A 19,630-nucleotide genomic window follows, 5' to 3' on the forward strand; every position below is an offset into this window, starting at 1 on the left:
GTTGCCAAATCCCGCCGCCCCGGTCCATAATCTGCGCTTTGTTAATTGATAACCGTTCGCATTAATACACAATGCGGGCGGTATCGCGTGCGGGCGGGATCGTGAGCGGATCGGAAGGGGCATCCCAGGACTTCGAGAGCCTATACGGCAATCACCACGGCTGGCTGCTGGCCTGGGTGAATTGGCGCCTGGGTAACGCGGCGGACGCTGCGGATCTGGCGCACGACGCGTTCGTGCGCCTCTTGACGCGCCCGTGCAAGTTCGACAACGCCCGCCATGCCAGGACCTACCTGCGCCGGATGGCCAATGGCATGTGCATCGACCTGTGGCGCCGCCGCGACCTGGAGCAGGCCTGGCTGGACGCCCTGGCGGCGCAGCCCGAACCCACGGTGTCTTCGGCTGAAGATCAGGCCATGGTGCTGCAGGCCCTGGGCGAGATCGACGAGATGCTGCGCGGACTGCCGCCCAAGACCGCCCACGCCTTCGTGATGGCGGTGGCGTGCGAGATGACCGATCAGGAAGTGGCGGACGTGCTGGGCGTGTCGTCGCGCATGGTCCGCAAGTATGTCGCCCAGGCCATGCTGTGCTGCATGCAGCTCGAGGCGCGCCTGGCGGCGGGACATACGGGCGAGCCGTCGGGCCTGCCGCAGGCGGCAACCCCATGAGCGCCGCGCAGGCGCGCGAGCCATCGCACCGCGCGATGGAGCAGGCCGCCGAATGGTATGCGCTGCTGCGTTCCGGCGATGCCTCGGCCGCCGAACGCCAGCAATGGCAGCAATGGATCGACCGCGCCGCTGAACACCGCGAGGCCTGGAGCTACGTCGAACGCATCGGCCGCCGCTTTTCTCCCCTGCAATCCAGTCCCGACCGGAACGCCGCCGTGACGGCGTTCGGACAGACCGCGTCCGCCCGGCCACGCGCGCGCCGGCAATTGCTGCTGGGGATGGCGGGGGCGCTGAGCATCGCCAGCCTGGGCTGGACGGCGTGGCGGCAGACGCCATTGCCCCTGGCGGCCTCGACCTGGGGCGCGGACCATCGCGCCGGGCTGGGCGAAACGCGCCACGTCGCGCTGGCGGACGGCACGCAGGTCTGGCTGAAGGCTTTGAGCGCATTCGATGTCGACTACGGCGCCGCGTTGCGCCGTCTGCAGCTTGTCGCCGGTGAACTGCTGATTCAGACCGCCCCGGAGCCGATCCGTCCCTTTGTTGTCGACACCGCGCAGGGCCGGCTGCAGGCGCTGGGCACGCGCTTTACCGTGCGCGGCGAGGACGACGGCGTGGTGGTGGCCGTGCACGAAGGGGCCGTGCGTGTCGACACGGCCGCCAGCCGCGCCAGCGGCATCGTGCCGGCGGGGCGCCAGGCACGGTTCACGGCGGACACGCTGGACGGCTTCCTGCCGGTGGACCCGGCGCGCGAGGCCTGGACGCGCGGCGTGCTGGTGGCCGACAACACGCCGTTGGCGGACGTGGTGGCCGAATTGAGCCGCTATCACTTCGGCCACCTGGCCGTGGCGCCGGAGATCGCGCGCCTGCACGTCTTCGGCAGCTACCCCATCCGCGAGACCGACCGCGCGCTGGACATGCTGGCCTCGGTATTGCCGGTGCGGGTGCGCCGGACGATGCCCTGGTGGATCAGCCTCGAAGCGCGCGCCTGAAAATAAATCAGCGAAACGGTTCCGGGTTTTGCCCGCTCGTTCGAATAAGGACAGTAAGAGCCGCTCGCGCCTTGCAATCCGCATGGCTGGCGCGCCGCTCTCCCTTCCAGAACCTTACGCACGAGAGCACAGGTCCCGTCATGTCCCACCGTCCTTCTTCCGCCGCCGCGGCCTTTCCCGTGACCCGCGCACGCGCCTTGGCCGCCCGCCGCGGGCGTATCCCGTCCTGGGGCCTGCCGTTGGCCCTGGCGATGGCCGTTTCCGCCGTCTGGGGACCGCCCGCCCACGCGCAGGCCGCGCCCGCGACCACGGGGGTGGCTGACCTGATGACCTTCGACATTGCCCCCGCGCCGCTGAACCAGGTGCTGACGCGGCTGGCGAACGAGTCCGGCATCCTGCTGGCCGCGCAGCCGTCGCTGGTGGCCGACCGCCAGAGCAACGGTGTGCGGGGCCGCTACACCCCCCATCAGGCGTTGGAGCAGGCGCTGGCCGGCACGGGACTGCGCGCCACGCGCGAGGCGCCGAACCAGTACCGGCTGAGCGTCCTGCCCGCCGGCCAGACCACCACGCTGGAACCCGTGAGGGTGACGGCCTCGGGGCTCGCGAGCGGCCTGCCGCCTGTGTACCCCGGCGGCCAGGTGGCGCGCGGCGGGCGTCTGGGCCTGTTGGGCGATCGCGAGGACATGAGCACGCCGTTCAGCGCCACGCAGTACACCGCCAAGCTGATCGAGGACCAGCAGGCGCAGAACATCGGCGACGTGCTGGTCAATGACCCCACCGTGCGCAATACCTATTCGCGCGGCGCGGGCCGGGACGAGTTCAACATCCGCGGGTTCACGCTGTTCAATTACGACGTGTCGTTCAACGGCCTGTACGGCGTGTCGCCGCGCAATTCGAGTTCGCTGATTGGCGTGGAGCGCGTGGAAGTGCTGCGCGGGCCCAATGCCTTGCTGAACGGCATGGCGCCCTACGGCTCCGTGGGCGGCTCGATCAACCTGGTGCCCAAGCGCGCGGGCGCCGATCCCCTGAACCGCTTTACCGTTTCGTACATCGGCGACAGCCAGTTCGGCGCGCACGCCGACCTGTCGCGCCGCTATGGCGACAGCCAGGAATGGGGCGTGCGCCTGAACGTGGCAGGCAGCGGCGGAGACCTGCCGATGGACGGCGCGAAGGAGAACCTGGGCGCCGTGGCCCTGGGCCTGGACTACCAGGGCGAGCGCCTGCGCGTGGAAGGCGACATCAATTACCAGAACCGCACCACCGATGCGCGCAGCGGCCTGCTGTTTCCGCCGCCGTCGGGCGTGGACATCGGCCGGGCGCCGGACGCGCGCCGCAATTTCTTTCCGTCGTGGACCTACTGGAAGACCAAGGAATGGTCGGGCGCGCTGCGCGCCGAGTACGACGTGTCGCCGGACTGGACCGTGTACGGCGCGGTCGGCGCGCGCAAGCACGACTTTGAGAGCATGCAGACGAGCTGGCTGATGCTGAACGAGGCCGGCGACATCGGCGCGGTTCCGGCGCGCCTGAACGAGTCGCTGCTGAGCAAGACGGGCGAGATCGGCGTGCGGGGGCGCTTGCAGACCGGCCCGCTCAAGCATGAGCCGGCGCTGAGCGTCAGCGTGCTGGACATCGACTATTCGGCGGCGCGGATCCGGTCCAGCACGGTGTTTTCCAACATCTACAACCCCGCGGACCTGCCCAAGCCGAACATCCCGCGTCCGTCGGATCTGCCGCGGGCCAGCGATTCCCGGCTGGTCAGCATCGCACTGGCGGACACGATCTCGATGGCCGACGACCGCGTGCAATTCATCGCGGGCGTGCGCCACCAGCGTGTGGAATCCACAAACTTCGACGCGATGACCGGCCGCCAGACGTCGAACTACGACGAGTCTGCCGTCACGCCGGCGTTTGCATTGACCGTCAAACCCACGGAGCGGCTGGCCCTGTACGGCAACTACATCGAGGGCCTGAGCCAGGGCGGGACGGCGCCCGAAAGCGCCATCAACGCGGGCGAAGTGTTCGCCCCGGAAATCTCCAAGCAGTTCGAAGTGGGCGCCAAGTACGACTTCGGCCAGTTCGAAACGACGCTCAGCGCCTTCCAGATCGAGCGTCCCAGCAGCTATCTGGATCCTGCCAGCCTGCGCTACGTGTCCAATGGCAAGCAGCGCAACCGCGGGCTGGAATTCCTGGTGCAGGGCGAGCCGACCCATGGCGTGCGCCTCTTGGGCGGCGTGGCCTATACCGATGCGCGCCTGACGCGCACCGAAGGCGGCGTCAACGACGGCAATCGCGCGCCCGCCGTGCCGCGCCTGCAGTTCAACGCGGCTGCCGAATGGGACACGCCGTTCGTGCCGGGCCTGACGCTGACCGCGCGGATGCTGCGCACCAGCTCGCAGATCGTCGACGTTGCCAACACGCAGGAGATCTCGGGCTGGACGCGCTTTGACGTGGGCGCGCGCTATGCGTTCAATGCGAACGGAAAGCCCGTCGTCATCCGCGCGATGGTCGAGAACGTGCTGAACAAGAACTACTGGCAGTCCGCGGCGCGCGAAGGCCTGACGGTCGGCGCGCCGCTGACGGTGCTGTTGTCCGTGAGCACGGAGTTCTAAGAAAGACGGGACGCGGTCAGAACTTGTACGCCACGCCCGCGCTGAACGCGCGGCCATTGCCCGGCAGGAAGATGGGCATGGCGGGCGTGGCGGTGTTGCGGATGGCGTAGCTGCTGGCGTAGGTCTTGTCGGTGAGGTTGTCCGCGGTGACGTAGCCACTCCAGTGCGCGTCGTGCTCGTAGGCGATCTTGAAACCGAGCAGCGCGTAGGCTTCCTGCTGCGTGCCGGGCGCGTTGGCGTGGTTGGTCTCCGTGTCGCTCATGAACCAGCGCACGTTGGGTCCGAAGCGCCAGCCGCCGATGCGGTACATGACTTCGGCGCTCAGCAGATGGCGCGGCACGCCGGCGATGCGGTTTCCCTGGTACTGGCCGTTGCGGAAGCGGAAGTCGCTGAGCGTGTAGGCGATGCGGTAGTCGAACATGCCTTCGCCGGGCGAGGGCAGCGTGCCGGACAGACCGGCTTCGATGCCCTGGTGCCGCGTGCGGCCGTTGTAGTTGTAGGTGCCGGCGGGCGTGCCGTTTTCGTTGGTGACCGACATCAGTTCGTCGTCGACGTTGCTGCGGTACAGCGACACGCTCCAGTGCTGGTCACGGCCGGCGACGGCGAAGGCGCCGTCTCCGCCGATTTCATACGTGAGCGCGCGTTGCAGGTCCAGCTTGCTCATGGACGTGCTGGCGGTGGCCGGATTCATCGGCGCGGCGACTTCGCCGTTGACGATTTCCCAGAAGGTCGGGACCTCATTGCTGCGGCTGACGTTGGCGTACCAGCGTTGGGAGGCGGCCGGCTGCCAGATCACGCCCAGCTTCGGCGTGGCATAGCGCCAGTCCTGGTCCAGCGTCTTGCCGCTGTTGCGTTCGTGCGCGTCGCGCACGGCGACGGTGTATTTGACGTCGCCCACCATGCTGAAATGCGGCGTCAGGTGCCAGTCCACGCCAACCATCGCGCTGCGGTTTTCGGCGCGCAGGTCATAGTCGCCGAAGCGCTGCAGGCGGCGGCCGTCGGACGGGCGGATCGCGTACAGGTCGCGGTCCATGTTGCTGCGCTGCCAGTCCAGCCCGGCGCGGTAGTCCACCGTGCCGATCTTGCCGTTCAACTGCCAGGCCAGGCCATAGGTGTCGCTGTCGGTCACGTTGGCGACCTGCGGGTTGGTGAAGTCGTCGTTGGTGTGCTGCCAGTAGACGCCGGCCGTCTGGTTGAAGGCCTCGGTGCCCCAGAAGCTGCGGTTGGCCAGGCGGAACTGGTTGGTGTCGCGGTGCGGGTCGCGGTTGTAGACGTTGTTGGCAATGTCCTGCGGCGAGTTGCCGTCGCCCAGCACGCTGCGCGGGTCCTCGTACATGCGCGCCTTCGGGATCGGCTGGGGAATGTCGAACTTCAGATCGGTGTACGAAAGATAGGTGCGGTTTTCGAACAGGCCACGGCGGAACCCCAGGTTGCCCTGGAAACTGGTGCGCTCGGACGAGGAGTGATGGCGGTAGCCGTCCGACTTGTCGTAGCCGAAGGCGAAGCGGCCGTCGAAGCGGTCGTCCTCGAAACCCTTGGCCAGCGTGACGCTTCGCATGCCGAAGCTGCCGCCGCCCAGCCGGATGAAGTCGCCCTGCGTGCCGGTGAGCGACTGGAAGTCGACCTCGCCGCCCAGTGTGCTGGCGCCGGGGGCCAGCGCGTTCGCGCCGCGCCGCACGGTGATGATGCCGGCGTTGCGCGGCTCCAGCAGGCTGATGATGAAGGAACCGTCCGCGTCATTGAGCGGCAAACCGTCCTGCATCAGCAGGATGCCGCGCGACAGCGGGTTGCTCTGGATGCCGGAGCCGCGGATGTTCAGGCGGGGCTGGTCCAGCCCGCCGAAGAATTCCTGCACGATCACGCCGGGCTGGTAATCCAGCGCATCACGCAGGGTGATCAGGCGCACGGCCTGCTGCGGCTGGATCAGGTTGGTGCCGCCGGGTACGGCCTGCAGTTCGGCCTGCGTGCGTTGCACGCTGGGTTCGAGCGCGTTGGGGATGGCGGCGCCCGAGACGACCACGGGGGCCAGCGACGGCGCCTCCTGCGCCACGGCGACGGACAGCCCGAGGGCGCTCAGGGTGAGGGTGGATGCGAGCTGGCGCAGGACAGGGGTAGACATCAGTTGGATTCCACGAAGGACGGGCCTGGGCGTTACCAGGAAATGTGAAACATGGTCTTGGCCAGCAGCACGATGCCGGCCATGTGACAGAACACGCTCAGATGCACGCGTGAGCGGATCACGGCATTCAGCCGTTGGCGGCGCGCCAGCGTCATGGCCGTGATGACATGCAGCAGCACGCTGCCGGCGAGCGCCATCTTCAAGAGCAGCAAGGCGGCGAAGGCCGAACTGCCGGGGCTGGCGAGCACGGCGCGGTAGTGCCAGGCCATGCCCAGCCCGCAGGCGTAGAGCACAACGAGGACCCAGGGCATCACGCCGCGCACGCGCGGCGCCAGTTGTTGCGACAACGCCCGGCGCACGTCGGCGGGCAGGCGTCTGGCAACGGGTTCCAGGAACAGCACTTCGAAGATCACGGTGCCGATGAAGATGAGCGCGGCGAACAGATGCACGATGTGCAGGGCGAGGTAGGTCATGGTTGCTTCCTTGAATCGAGCAGCAGGGCGTGCAGGCGTTCGGCGTCGGCGGCGCGCTGCGGGGTTCCGATGGCGCTGCTGAGTGCGACGGGCTCGATGCGGCCGTGGCCCACGACGACGCAGCGGTCCACCAGTCCCAACAGTTCCTGCGGGTCGTGGCTGATGCAGATGAGGGCCGCGCCCAGGCGCGCGACTTCCTGGTGGCAGCAGGCCGAGAGTTGCCGGCGTAGCGCGGGATCAAGCGCGCTGAAGGGTTCGTCGAGCAGCAGCAGGTCGGGCTCCAGCGCCAGCGCGCGGGCCAGCGAGACGCGCTGCGCCATGCCGCCGGAAAGCTCACCCGGCCACGCATTGCCCGCGCCGTCCAGCCCGACCCGGGCCAGCCATTCATCCGCTTTCGCGCGGGCGTCGGCGAGGCGCAGGCCGGCCGCGCGCAGCGGCAGCGCCACGTTGTCGCGCGCATTGCGCCAGGGCAAGAGGCGCGACTCCTGGAACATCAGCACCGGATGCCGGAACGTGTTGCGCAGCGTGCCTGTGGTGGGCGCGAGCAGGCCGGCCGCCAGACGCAGCAGCGAGCTCTTGCCCGCGCCGCTGGGGCCGGCAAGGCCCAGCCGTTCTCCGGCCGCCAGTTGCAAGTCGACCCCGGCCAGCACCCGCTGCGCGCCGAAGCGCAGCCCAAGGTTTTGCATCTCAAGCATGGCTAGGCTCCATCCAGCGGCCCAGGCGCCGTTGCAAGGGCTGCAGCAGCGCAAATTCCAGCAGCGCCACCAGCCCGAAGATCAGCAGCACCCACGCGAAGAGTTCCGAGGTGTCGAACGTGCTGCGGGCATTGGCAAGCGCGTAGCCGATGCCGTTTTCCGCGCCCAGCACTTCGGCCATGACCACCAGGCGCACGCCGCCGCACAGGGCGATGAGCAACGCGGCCAGCAACGGCGCGCTGAGCGCCGGCAGATACAGGTGGCGCAGCCGCAGCCACGGGCCATAGCGGTAGACGTGCGTCATCTCCACCAGCCGCCGGTCCACGTGCAGCATGCCCTTGACCGTGTTGACGTACATGCCGGGCGCCATCATCAGCGTCGTGATGAAGATGACCATGGGCGACCCCATGCCGAACCACAGCATGGCCAGCACCACCATCACCACGGGCGGCACGGCCATCAGCAGCCAGCGTATGGGTTCGATGAGGCCGCGCAGGCGGGCGCTCAGTCCGGCCAGCACGCCGAGCGTGAAACCGATGGACGCGCCGGCCAGCACGCCCACGCCGATGCGCATCAGGCTGACACCCGCGTTGGCGAAGAACTGTTCGCTGCGCACCAGGGGTCCGATGGCGCGCAGCGCGTCCCAGGGCGTGGCCATGAGCAGGGGGCCAAGATGGCGGGCGGTCAGGTGCCATGCCAGCAGCAACAGCAGGACGCCGGCCACGCTCCAGCCGCGCGACGTGCGCGCGGGACTTGCGGCGGGGGCGCTCATGGTCCGTAGAAGCCGATGGGCGGCAACTCGCCGCCGATGGCCTGCGGAAGCCGGCTGGTCAGCAGGCGGTACAGCGCTTCCAGTTCGGGGCGGGCCTCGCGGGCGCTGCGGCTGTCGAGCCGCGTGCCGCGAATCGCCGTCACGACGGCCGGCGCGGGCAGATGCGGAAGATGTTCGCGCACGAGGTCGGCGCAGGCTTCCGGATTGGCCGCGCACCAGCGCGCCGACGCCGCGTACGCCTCGTCCACCGCGCGGCACAGCGCGGTGTCGTCCGCCACGCCGGCGCCGGCCATGACGCCGGCTTGCGGCAGCGAAGGCTGCTCGGGAAAGCTGCCACGCCACGCGGCTTCCAGGCTCTGGCCGCGATGCAGCGCCACGCCGCCGGCCTGCTGCGCGCGCCACAGCAGCAGCGATGCCATGGGTTCGACGAGCAGCACGCTTTCAGCCTGACCGCTGAGCATGAGGGCGATGGCGTCCTGGCCGTCGCGGGTGCGGCGCAGCGAGACAGGCGCCAGGCCTTTTTCGGCCTGGGCCTGCAGCAGGGTGTCCAGCAGCACGGCGGGCAGATCGCGCTGGAAGGGCGCAACCAGTTCGCGCCCCGCCAGATCGGCGAAGGTCTTGACGTCGGGATTGCGGCTGACGAGCCACAGAATGCCCCAGACCGAGATGTTCAACAGACGCACCGGCATGCCGCGGTTGTGCAGCAGCGCGGGCAGCGTGCTGGGCGCCGCGCTGAACTCGACGTCGCGGTTCACCAGCAGCGTGCGCAGCTGGTCGGGCGTCTGCCACAGCCGGAAACGCAGCTTGTCGGTGTGATCGGCCAGCGCGCCGGTGGCCGCCATGTGCATCAGCGGATAGCTGACCACGGCGCCCGGTCCCGCAAGGGTCAGTTGGGCTCGACGTTCGGGCGCGGCGGCCCGGACGGATTCAAGGCGCGGCAGGAGGGCGGCGCCCAACGCCGCGGCGCAAAAGCGGCGGCGGGTGTGCTGATGTGCGGTCATTATTCTAAATACGAATTATTATCGTTTTATTCTCACACTCAAGCCGAAAGACCCAGAATGACAAATATCAATGTGGTCGAGCCGCGCGCGGCGGCCGTCCGCCTGCTTGCACAGCATCCGCTGTTGGCCGGACTGCCGGCGGGCGTGGCCGACGATCTTCTGCTGGACGCAAGCGTGTTGCGGGCGCCGGCCGGGCACATCCTGTTCGGCGAAGGCGACGAGGCGCGGCATTACCTGCTGGTCGAAACCGGGCAGGCCGAGGTCATGCGCTACAGCTACAACGGCGACGAGCGCGTGTTCCGGGTTTTCGAACCCGGGCAGTTGATGGCCGAGGCCGCGATGTTCATGCCGCACGGCCGCTATCCCATGCAGGCGCGCGCACGGACTGACGTGCAGTGCTGGCGGCTTGCCCGCACGAAGCTGCATGACGCGTGCCGGCGGTGGCCCGATCTGGCGCTCAAGCTGCTGGCGGGAATGAGCCAGGCGGTTTATGACCAGGTGAACAAGGTGGACTGGATGACGTCCAGTTCCGCTGCGGAACGGCTGGCGAATTACCTGATGGGGTTGCAGGAGCGGCAGGGCGCCACGCTGACGCTGCCGCTGAACCAGCGGCAGCTTGCGGCGCATCTGGGCATCCGCGCGGAAACGTTGAGCCGGCTATTGAACGACTGGCAGGCGCAGGGCTATATCAGCGGCAAGCGTAGCCAGTGGGTGGTGACCGACCCGGCCCATCTGGCCAGCCTGTCGATGACGGCGAAACGGCCGTTTTGAAGCGTCATGGCGCCTGGATGCGGCGCCACGTGAAAGGCTGAAACGCGCCGGCGCCAATGACTTGCGTCATGTGTTCCGGCGCGCGCTGTGCGGAGAATGGAAGGCGTTCTCACGTCCAAGCCCTTCCAGCCTTTCATGCCTCTCACGCCGCAATCCGACCCCGCCACCCTGACGCCAGCCCCTACCGAAGACGACATCCGCCGGCTGGTTCACACGTTCTATGCCAAGGTGCGCGAAGACGAGGTGCTGGGTCCGATCTTCAATGCGCGCGTGAAGGACTGGGACCATCATCTGGCGTTGCTATGCGATTTCTGGTCGTCGCTGGTGCTGGGCACGCGCCGCTTCAAGGGCGCGCCGATCCCGGCGCATGCGCGCATTCCGGATCTGTCGTGGCCGCTTTTCGAACGCTGGCTGGCGCTCTTTCACGCCACGACGGCGGCGCTCGGCCATGCGCAATTGCAGACGACGGCGGACGCAATGGCCGATCGGATCGCGGCCAAGCTGTGGGCCGTGTGGCAGGCGCGGGCAGATCTCGCCAGCCTGCCCGATCGCCTGCCGCCCGGCGTGCAGGCCTACAAGGAGAGCCCCGTGTTCACGCCCGACAATCTGCCGGACGCGCTGAAGGCGGCGCATTCCACCAAGGCGGGGACGTGGGGCCTGTTGAGGGTGCACGCGGGCGTGCTGCGTTTTGTGCTGGACGATGCCCCGCATACCGAAGCCGTGCTGACCGCTGGCCAGCAGGTGGTGATCGAGCCGGGCGTGCGGCATCACGTGGCGTTCGAATTGCCGGGCAGTTTCCAGATCACGTTCTGCCGCGCGGCCGAAGCCTGATGCGCGGCGCGGCCGGAGTCAGCCTTTGACCTGCGCCGGCTGATAGAAGCAGTAGCCGCTGCTGCGCAGCGTCTTGACGGGCAGCGTCTGGCCGCTCAGCGCTTCGACGCGGCGGCGCAGCCGACGCATCTGCGTGTCGAGCCGGCGCTGGTCGTATTCCAGGTAATCGGCGCCCAGGGCTTCGACGATCTGCCGGCGGCTGATGTTCTCGCCGGGTTGGCTCATCAGGCACTGCAGCACGGTCAGGTCCTGTTGCGACAGCGGCATGGCCGCCGCGCCGGGGATGTGCAGGCGGCGGGGGCCGATATCCAGCAGCCAGCTCGGCGGCAGCTGATCCTGGCCCGGCTGCGGCAGCCCCAGCCGGCGCACCAGCGCGGCGAGAGTGGCGGCCAGCTCGTCCAGATCACAACCCTTGCCCAGATAGTGGTCGGCGCCCATGCCCAGGCCCGAAATCCGGTCGGGACCGGTCTGGCGCGCACTGAACACCACGATGCCCAATTGCTGGCCTTCCTGGCGCAAGCGCTGGATCAGGTCCAGGCCGCAGCCGTCGGGCAGGCCGATGTCGATGACGGCCAGATGGTGGCGGGCGGGGTCGAAGCGCTGGTCGAATTCCTGCAGGCTGGACACGCACGAGGGGGCGTATCCAAGCTCTTCGAGGAATTCGCCGAGCTCCTGACGCAGCACGGGTTCGTCTTCGAGCAGGATCACTTCAGGCATGAGGCGCCCGCGAAATGCAGCGTGGAGGGCTGGTGTAATCTGCCGGGTTGCACGGAAATGCTGCGTAGATTGCGATTGATGAAACGGGAATGTTACTCCAGGGCGATGCTGTGGCTGGCGCTGCTGGCCTGCCTGTTCGCGGGCTTGATGGCCGCGGCGGCACCGGCGCGCGCCGAGCCGCTGCGTCTGGACGGCGCCGAGCCCGTCAAGGACGCGGCCGGCCATCTTGAACGGCTGATCGATCTGGATGGCGGCCTGGACGTGGGCGACGCCGCCAGCTCGGACGGCTGGACGCCGCTGCCGGGCAGCCTGAGCGCGGGGTTCACGACCGCGACGGTCTGGCTGCGCCTGCCCGTGCAGGTCGACAAGGTCATGCACGGCGGCTGGATGCTGCGTCTGACCAACGCGCTGCTGGACGACGCGCGCATCTACGTGGGCCACGGCAGTGGCTGGACGATGCTGGGACGCAGCGGCGAAGACCTGGCGCGGCGCAAATGGCCGGTGGACTATCGCAGCCCCGTGATCCAGTTCAATCCGTCGCAGCCGGGCGAATACGTGATCCTGGTGCGGTTGAAGAGCAAGAACGCCATGGCCACGCGGCTGGAAGTCTGGCAGCGGCTGGCGTTCGACAACCAGTCGCGCCGCGAGGGCCTGCTGTTCGGGCTGTACTTCGGTTTTTATCTGCTGCTGATCTGCGCGCACGCGGCGTTCTGGCTGGTCACGCGCGCGCCGATGAGCGGCCTGTTCCTGGCCTACATCGGCAATTGCGTCTTCAACGAGGTGCTCTCGCTGGGGCTGGTCCAGCAGTTGACTGGCCTGCCCGTGGCCTGGAGCGACCGGCTGTTGGGCGTCGGCATCGCCGTCAGCCTACCGGTGGCCCTGCGTGTCGCGTTCCGCCAGTTGAACCTGGAAGCTTTGTATCCGCGCGCCGTGCGCTGGCTGGACTGGCTGTTCTGGGGCATTGCCGCGATCTGCTCCGCGCTGATCGTGACGGGGCACTACGGCGCCGGCATGCAGCCGATCCAGGCGCTGGCGCTGCTGGTGATCGTCGGCTTCACGACGCTGGCGGCGTATCTGCTCAAGCGCGGCTGGCGGCCGGCGCGCTTTTTCGCATTGGCGTTCGGGGTGTTCTACCTGGGCGTGCTGATTGCCTTCCTGCGCAACCTCGGGGTGTTCCCGGTCAACGCCTTCACCGAGTACGTTTCCACGCTGGGCACGATGCTGCACATGCTGCTGCTCAGTCTGTTCATCGTTGGCCGCTACGAACGGCGCCGCCGCGTCCGAGAGCTGCAGCAGGCCAACCTGGCGGCCGATCTGGCGCGCCAGCACAGCCACTGGCTGGAACGCGAGGTCGCCCTGCGCACGGCCGAAATGCAAGGCGAGATCGAACGCCGGGTGGCACTGGAAGGCGAGCTGCGCACGTCGCTGGAGAAGGAACGGCAGATGTTCACGGAGCAGCGCGAATTCGTCGCCATGGTGTCGCACGAATTCCGCACGCCGCTGGCGATCATCACGACGTCGGCCCAGCAGCTTGGCCGCAACCTTGCCGCGCCGCTGGAAAAGAGCCTGGCGCGCTGCGCCAACATCCGCAACGCGGCCACGCGCCTCCTGGCGCTGGTGGACGAATACCTGACCGATGACCGCATGCGCGAACCCAGCGCCGAGCTGCGCACGACGCGATGCGATCTGCCGGCGCTGCTGCAAGACCTGGCGAGCGAGTATCCGGCGGGGCGGATCCAAATCATGTATGAGACCGATATCCAGGCCCTGGATTGCGACGCGGGCATGCTGCGGATCGCACTGCGCAACCTGCTGGCCAATGCGGACCGGCATTGCGACGACGGGGGGAAGGTAAGCGTATCGGTGCGCGAGGACGGCGCCATGTTGCGCATCGCCGTGGCGAATCCGGGCAGCGGCATTCCGCTTGCGGAGCAGGAGCGGTTGTTCCAGAAGTACTACCGGGGACACAACGCCATGCGTCATCCCGGCGCCGGGCTGGGGTTGTACTTGGTGAGTTCGATTGCGGAACGGCTGGGCGGATCCGTGGTTCTGGAGTCGGCGGGCGGTGACGAGCCGGTGTGCTTCTGCCTCAATTTGCCTCAATTGGGGGCGGCCTGAGGCGAAGGCGGCGCAAGATTTGCCCCCGGCTAAAGGGCAATTGTTGCGTAAAAGCATCTATTTGTTTCCGTTTTCGGGATGAATAGATAGCTTCAAAAACCGGAAAAACGCCCAATTTTCTGGCTAATTGTGGCGATATGAGGTGCGGGGTTCTCGGATCTTACAAACCGCTCAGATTCGCTCAGATTCCGTTTTGCAATGATCGGTACATTTCAGACACGAAATTTACATGGTCACTACAAAATGTCTCGCCGCTTTCCGCTTACCCGCATTGCCGTTTTGCTTAGCCTGAGCCTGCCGTTTTCTGCCCCGTCGGCCTTTGCGCAGAAGATCGATTACATCCTGAATGCGGGCAGTGAGCCCGCCGATCTCGAAAACACCGGAAACTACACCTCCATCACCATCGAAAACATCTCGGTGGTCGGCGGCAGTGTCATCAACAACGGTACGCTGTGGCCCGCGCCAAACAGCCAGTTCAGCGGCATCAAGGTGGATGCGTCGAACATCAGCGGTTCGATCATCAATGAGGCCGGAAAGGTACTGACCAGCAATCGCGCCGGCCTCAGCCTTACGAACGGAGCCATTGTCCAAGGCGACATTCACAACAAGGGTGAATTTGGCGGCTCGTATGGCCTTGGCGTCGGCATCGAAGTGCTCTCCGGGAGCGCGGTCGTCGGGAAGATCATCAATGACGCAAACCTCAAGGACAGCATTGTCGTCAATGGCGGCTTGATCGGCGGTATCGTCAACAACGGTACGCTCTCGTCCAACACCAGCGGCATCGCGATCGATGTTGAGAACGCCACCGCGCCGATGACGATCGTGAACAACGGCACCATCCAAGGCAATGTGATGCTTGGCACGTCCACCTTGGACATCGGCGGTGGCAGCATCACAGGCACCGTCGTGGGTCCCAACGCCATCATGAACATCAATGGCGACTTCGGCGCGACGTCCAAGTTCGACGTCGGACAGATCAACGTTGCGCCGGCCGCGACGCTCACGCTGAACAACAGCTACATGAACGGCCAGATGACGGTCAAGGGCACCCTCGCGGGTACTGGCAGCGTGGGCACGACGACCTTGGAGTCGGGCGCCACGCTGTCGCCCAGCGCCGCGGCGCCGGTCAACAACATGATGATGGTGCCGTTTGCGAACTCGGTGGTCGTCACTCCCCCGTCGCCCATCGGCACCATCACCGTGAACGGCGACTTGACCTTCAAGCCGGGCTCCACCTATCGCGTCGACGCGACCGCTGAGGGCAAGAAAGACTCCGTAAAGGTCAACGGCACGGCCAACCTGGCCGGTTCCGTCGTGCACGTCGGTTCGGGCGGCACGTACGCCGCTTCGACGTCCTACACCATCCTGTCGGCCACCACGATCAATGGTCATTTCGACAGTCTGTCGAGCGACCTGGCCTACCTGCAACCGTCGCTGGACCAGCAGGGCAACCAGATCGTGCTCAAGCTCGACATGAAGACGGTGCCGACCGAGCCGGACAGCAAGCCCAGCCCGGGCAAGCCTGTCGACAACGGCGGCACCGGCGGTGGCAACACCGACAGCGGCACCCGTCCGATCGAATTCGCCGATCTGGCCGTCACCGGCAACCAGCGTTCGGCGGCAAACGCGGTGCAAAGCCTGCCCAAGAACAGCTCGCTGTACACGCGTGTCTTGAACCTGCCCAATGGCGCCCCGGCCGGCGTGTTTGCCGACCTGTCCGGCGAATCGTTCGGCAGCAGCGTGTCGGCGATGCAGAACGTCAGCAACAACGTGGCCAGCCTGCCCACCGCACAACTGCGCGCCAACATGAACGCCGGCTTCGTGGCCGGCCCGCCGACGGCGCAGGTCGGCCGCGGCGACGCCTCGATGCTGCCGCGTTCGAACGCGCAGCCGCTGTGGGCGCAGGCCTTCGGCAACTGGCGCACGATGGACGGCAACGGCAACGTGGCCAAGTCCCGTGAACGCGACGTCGGCATCTTCGTCGGCGGCGACCACGGCGTGGGCAACGGTTGGCGTCTGGGTGGCGCGTTCGGCTACACCGACAGCCGCATCACGGTCGACGACCGCTCGGCCAAGTCGGACGTGAACAGCTACAGCGCGATCCTGTACGGCGGCAAGTCGTTCGAAGCCGGTTCGGGCAAGATCAACTTCACCGCTGGCCTGGCTTACACGTGGCATGACATCAACAGCAAGCGCAACATCAACGCGGCGGGCCAGTACCAGGAGCTGAAGGCGGACTACAGCGCCAGCACGGGCCAGGTCTTCACCGACGTGGGCTACGCGATTCCGTTGAACGACCGCGTCACGCTGGAACCGTTCTTCGGCGCCGACTTCAGCGACCTGCGTACTCGCGGCTTCTCGGAGTCGGGCGGCGACGCTGCGCTGAGTGGCAAGAGCAGCACCAACAACGTGGGCACCACCACGCTGGGCCTGCGCGCGCAGACGACGTTCGACGTGAAGGACACCGCAGGCCGCCTGCGCGGCATGCTCGGATGGCGCCACGCTTACGGCGACGTCAACCCGGAAGCCACGATGTCGTTCGACGGCAGCCAGCCGTTCACTGTGGCGGGCAACCCGCTGGCGCGTGACGCGGCCGTGATGGAAGTGGGCGTGGACCTGGCGATGAGCAAGAACGCCACGCTGGGCCTGGCTTACTCGGGCCAGTTCGGCGACGGCAACCGTCAGAACACCGGCACCGTCAACGTGAGCTGGCGCTTCTAAGGCGATCCGCCTCGACGCTTGGGAAAAGCCGGCCTCTTCGGAGGCCGGTTCAAAACACGAAATCTACCTGGTCAACACAAAATGTCTCGCCGCTTTCCGCTTACCCGCATTGCCGTTTTGCTGAGCCTCAGTATTGCTCCCTTCGCCGTGCCGCACGCATCGGCGCAGACGTTCTACTTGCAGGACGGCGTCGACTTTCCCACCATCATCGGCGATCTCGAGAACACGTCGTCGACGAACTATCCCTATATGCGCATGGTGAACGCCGCGACGCGCAATGGCGACTTCATCAACCGCACGTTGTTGAAAGGCGGATATCACGCCGCCGCCATCACGATTGAGTCGGGTTCGACCCTGAACGGCGCGATCCGCAACGAAGGCAACGGCATGGTCTACGCGGTGATGGTGTCGGGCAGCACTGTCGGCAACATCGTCAACAACGGCGAAATCGACCGTCCGGAGATCATCTTCGGCCGGGCAGGCGGCACCATAAACATCGGTTCCAGTGTGACGATTACCGACAACAGCACGGTCATTGGCAACATCGTCAACAACGGCAACATCTCCACCAACAGCATCAACAACGTTTTCCAGTCGAGCGGCAACGGGATTGAAGTCTCCCTCGGAAGCGTGGTCACCGGCCGCATCGAAAACAACGGCAACATCTGGGGCGGTGTCGTGGTGAGCGGCAATGCTGAAGTGGTGGGCGGCATCGTCAACGCGGGCTACATCAACGCCCTTGTTGGCTCTTCCACCCTGTCCAACGGCGTCGCGGTCGATGTCGAGGGCGCCCATTCGCCGATGGTCATCACGAACACGGGCTCCATCATTGGCGACGTGCGCCTCGGCGCCTCCACGCTGAACATCGATGGCGGCACCGTCATCGGCGCCATCATCGGCGACGACAATCAGCACAGCCTGATGGCCAGCAGCGGCGGCGGCATCAGCACGGTCAACATCAACACCGATTACACGCCCGAAGGCTCCATCACGGTCGGCGCCGTGAACGTGGCAGAGGGCAAGACGCTGACGCTTGCCGGCAAGAAGGTGAATGGCCTGCTGACCGTGAAGGGCACGCTGGCCGGCACCGGCAGCGTCGGCATGACCACGCTGGAATCCGGCGCGACCCTGTCGCCGGGCACCGCCGTGTCGTCGAACCACGTGATGATGATGGGCGCGCCCGGCGCGAACATGTCGGTCAATCCCACCGGCGCGCAGATCGGCACGCTGACGGTCAATGGCGACCTGACGTTCAATCCGGGCTCGACCTATCGTGTCGACGCCACCATTGACGGCAAGAGCGACCGCGTGAACGTCACCGGCACGGCGAATCTGGCGGGATCCGTGGTGCACGTCGGCGAGGGCGGCACGTATGCGCCCTCGACGAGCTACACCATCCTGTCCGCCGGCAATCTGAACGGCCACTTCGACAGCCTGTCCAGCAACCTGGCCTATCTGCAACCGACGCTGAGCCATCAGGGCAACGACGTGGTGCTGACGGTCGATCTGAAGCAGGTGCCGACTGAACCGGACAGCAAGCCGATCGACAACGGCGGCAATACCGGCGGCGGCACCCGTCCGATCGAATTCGCCGACCTGGCCGTGACCAGCAATCAGCGTTCGGCGGCGAACGCGGTGCAAACCCTGCCCAAGAACAGCTCGCTGTACACGCGCGTCATGAATCTGCCCAACGGCGCCCCGGCCGGCGTGTTTGCCGACCTGTCCGGTGAATCGTTCGGCAGCAGCGTGTCGGCGATGCAGAACGTCAGCAACAACGTCGCCAGCCTGCCCACGGCACAGCTGCGCGCCAATATGAACGCCGGTTTCATTCCCGGCCCGCCCACGGCGCAGGTCGGCCGCGGCGACGCCTCGATGCTGCCGCGTTCGAACGCGCAGCCGCTGTGGGCGCAGGCCTTCGGCAACTGGCGCACGATGGACGGCAACGGCAACGTGGCCAAGTCCCGTGAACGCGACGTCGGCATCTTCGTCGGCGGCGACCACGGCGTGGGCAACGGTTGGCGTCTGGGTGGCGCGTTCGGCTACACCGACAGCCGCATCACGGTCGACGACCGCTCGGCCAAGTCGGACGTGAACAGCTACAGCGCGATCCTGTACGGCGGCAAGTCGTTCGAAGCCGGTTCGGGCAAGATCAACTTCACCGCTGGCCTGGCTTACACGTGGCATGACATCAACAGCAAGCGCAACATCAACGCGGCGGGCCAGTACCAGGAGCTGAAGGCGGACTACAGCGCCAGCACGGGCCAGGTCTTCACCGACGTGGGCTACGCGATTCCGTTGAACGACCGCGTCACGCTGGAACCGTTCTTCGGCGCCGACTTCAGCGACCTGCGTACTCGCGGCTTCTCGGAGTCGGGCGGCGACGCTGCGCTGAGTGGCAAGAGCAGCACCAACAACGTGGGCACCACCACGCTGGGCCTGCGCGCGCAGACGACGTTCGACGTGAAGGACACCGCAGGCCGCCTGCGCGGCATGCTCGGATGGCGCCACGCTTACGGCGACGTCAACCCGGAAGCCACGATGTCGTTCGACGGCAGCCAGCCGTTCACTGTGGCGGGCAACCCGCTGGCGCGTGACGCGGCCGTGATGGAAGTGGGCGTGGACCTGGCGATGAGCAAGAACGCCACGCTGGGCCTGGCTTACTCGGGCCAGTTCGGCGACGGCAACCGTCAGAACACCGGCACGGTGAACGTGAGCTGGCGCTTCTAAGGCGATCCGGTTTCGATCGGATGCGAAAGCCGGCCTCTTTGGAGGCCGGCTTTTTTTTCGTGTGGACCTGTCTTCGTTTGGCAAGGTGTCAGACACCCTCGCGGCACCGTATCAATACGGCGGTCTCCGCTGACGGGTGTCTGACACCTTGAAATGGCATGCCGGCCAAGGTGTCCGACACCCGCTGGAGCGCCAGGTGTCTGACACCCGCTGAATTGCCGTCACAAGTGGACGACTATCTCCCCGGGTGTCCGACACCGCTCCGTGCGAGCCGCTGGCCCGCACGAAATATCTGCCAGGTGTCTGACACCCGCGGAATTGCCGTCACAAGCTGACGGCCATCTCCCCCGGGTGTCTGACACCGACCCAGGGAAGCCACTGTCTCATGCGGAAATATCCGAACCGGCGTCTCCGTGCAATAC

Annotated in this window: 14 protein-coding genes; 8 read left to right on the forward strand and 6 right to left on the reverse strand. The window is 66.7% G+C overall.

All coding sequences use genetic code 11. The features are described from left to right. The first annotated feature begins 101 nt into the window (after positions 1–101). The 3 genes from RT697_RS00230 to RT697_RS00240 all read left to right on the forward strand — a co-directional run bounded on the left by RT697_RS00230 (position 102) and on the right by RT697_RS00240 (position 4,263). Positions 102–665 carry a sigma-70 family RNA polymerase sigma factor gene (locus RT697_RS00230; protein WP_409517381.1) on the forward strand — a complete coding sequence of 188 codons (564 nt, stop codon included), beginning with the start codon at positions 102–104 and terminating at the stop codon, positions 663–665. After that, complete coding sequence (locus RT697_RS00235; RefSeq protein WP_313696451.1) at positions 662–1,654, forward strand: FecR family protein; 993 nt, start codon at positions 662–664, stop codon at positions 1,652–1,654. Before RT697_RS00230 ends, RT697_RS00235 begins: the two co-directional genes overlap by 4 nt. A 140-nt stretch (positions 1,655–1,794) precedes the next feature. Beyond that, the gene (locus tag RT697_RS00240) at positions 1,795–4,263 is read left to right on the forward strand and encodes a TonB-dependent receptor (protein WP_313696452.1); all 2,469 of its coding nucleotides are present in this window, start codon (positions 1,795–1,797) and stop codon (positions 4,261–4,263) included. 16 nt (positions 4,264–4,279) lie between these two features. On the opposite strand, the gene RT697_RS00245 is transcribed toward RT697_RS00240, so the two are convergent. The 5 genes from RT697_RS00245 to RT697_RS00265 are packed head-to-tail and all read right to left on the reverse strand — an operon-like array spanning position 4,280 to position 9,323. Beyond that, entirely contained in the window at positions 4,280–6,382 is a 2,103-nt protein-coding gene (locus RT697_RS00245; RefSeq protein WP_313696453.1) for a TonB-dependent receptor domain-containing protein, read from the reverse strand. 32 nt (positions 6,383–6,414) lie between these two features. Further along, positions 6,415–6,855 carry a hypothetical protein gene (locus RT697_RS00250; protein WP_313696454.1) on the reverse strand — a complete coding sequence of 147 codons (441 nt, stop codon included), beginning with the start codon at positions 6,853–6,855 and terminating at the stop codon, positions 6,415–6,417. Next, the gene (locus RT697_RS00255) at positions 6,852–7,550 is read right to left on the reverse strand and encodes an ATP-binding cassette domain-containing protein (RefSeq protein WP_313696455.1); all 699 of its coding nucleotides are present in this window, start codon (positions 7,548–7,550) and stop codon (positions 6,852–6,854) included. Before RT697_RS00255 ends, RT697_RS00250 begins: the two co-directional genes overlap by 4 nt. Next, on the reverse strand, positions 7,543–8,322 hold the full coding sequence (locus tag RT697_RS00260; RefSeq protein ID WP_313696456.1) for an ABC transporter permease subunit: 780 nt from the start codon (positions 8,320–8,322) through the stop codon (positions 7,543–7,545). Before RT697_RS00260 ends, RT697_RS00255 begins: the two co-directional genes overlap by 8 nt. Then, positions 8,319–9,323, reverse strand: a complete 1,005-nt coding sequence (locus tag RT697_RS00265) for an ABC transporter substrate-binding protein (protein WP_313696457.1) — start codon at positions 9,321–9,323, stop codon at positions 8,319–8,321. Before RT697_RS00265 ends, RT697_RS00260 begins: the two co-directional genes overlap by 4 nt. A gap of 57 nt (positions 9,324–9,380) precedes the next feature. Between RT697_RS00265 and RT697_RS00270 the strand changes: the two genes are divergently transcribed. Both RT697_RS00270 and RT697_RS00275 read left to right on the forward strand, forming a co-directional pair. Next, the gene (locus RT697_RS00270) at positions 9,381–10,094 is read left to right on the forward strand and encodes a Crp/Fnr family transcriptional regulator (protein WP_313696458.1); all 714 of its coding nucleotides are present in this window, start codon (positions 9,381–9,383) and stop codon (positions 10,092–10,094) included. A gap of 96 nt (positions 10,095–10,190) precedes the next feature. Beyond that, positions 10,191–10,925 carry a DUF1971 domain-containing protein gene (locus RT697_RS00275; protein ID WP_313696459.1) on the forward strand — a complete coding sequence of 245 codons (735 nt, stop codon included), beginning with the start codon at positions 10,191–10,193 and terminating at the stop codon, positions 10,923–10,925. Between the two features lie 18 nt (positions 10,926–10,943). Here RT697_RS00275 and RT697_RS00280 read toward each other — a convergent pair whose 3' ends face one another. After that, the gene (locus RT697_RS00280; protein WP_313696460.1) at positions 10,944–11,642 is read right to left on the reverse strand and encodes a response regulator transcription factor; all 699 of its coding nucleotides are present in this window, start codon (positions 11,640–11,642) and stop codon (positions 10,944–10,946) included. Positions 11,643–11,720: 78 nt separating this feature from the next. On the opposite strand from RT697_RS00280, the gene RT697_RS00285 reads away from it, so the two are divergent. From RT697_RS00285 to RT697_RS00295, 3 genes are all read left to right on the forward strand, one after another. Continuing rightward, positions 11,721–13,760 carry a sensor histidine kinase gene (locus tag RT697_RS00285; protein ID WP_313696461.1) on the forward strand — a complete coding sequence of 680 codons (2,040 nt, stop codon included), beginning with the start codon at positions 11,721–11,723 and terminating at the stop codon, positions 13,758–13,760. 243 nt (positions 13,761–14,003) lie between these two features. Continuing rightward, complete coding sequence (locus RT697_RS00290; RefSeq protein WP_313696462.1) at positions 14,004–16,481, forward strand: autotransporter domain-containing protein; 2,478 nt, start codon at positions 14,004–14,006, stop codon at positions 16,479–16,481. A gap of 81 nt (positions 16,482–16,562) precedes the next feature. After that, on the forward strand, positions 16,563–19,208 hold the full coding sequence (locus tag RT697_RS00295) for an autotransporter domain-containing protein (RefSeq protein WP_313696463.1): 2,646 nt from the start codon (positions 16,563–16,565) through the stop codon (positions 19,206–19,208). Positions 19,209–19,630 lie beyond the last annotated feature (422 nt).

The organism is Achromobacter sp., from assembly GCF_032113835.1.
In the GTDB taxonomy this organism is placed as follows: domain Bacteria; phylum Pseudomonadota; class Gammaproteobacteria; order Burkholderiales; family Burkholderiaceae_B; genus Achromobacter.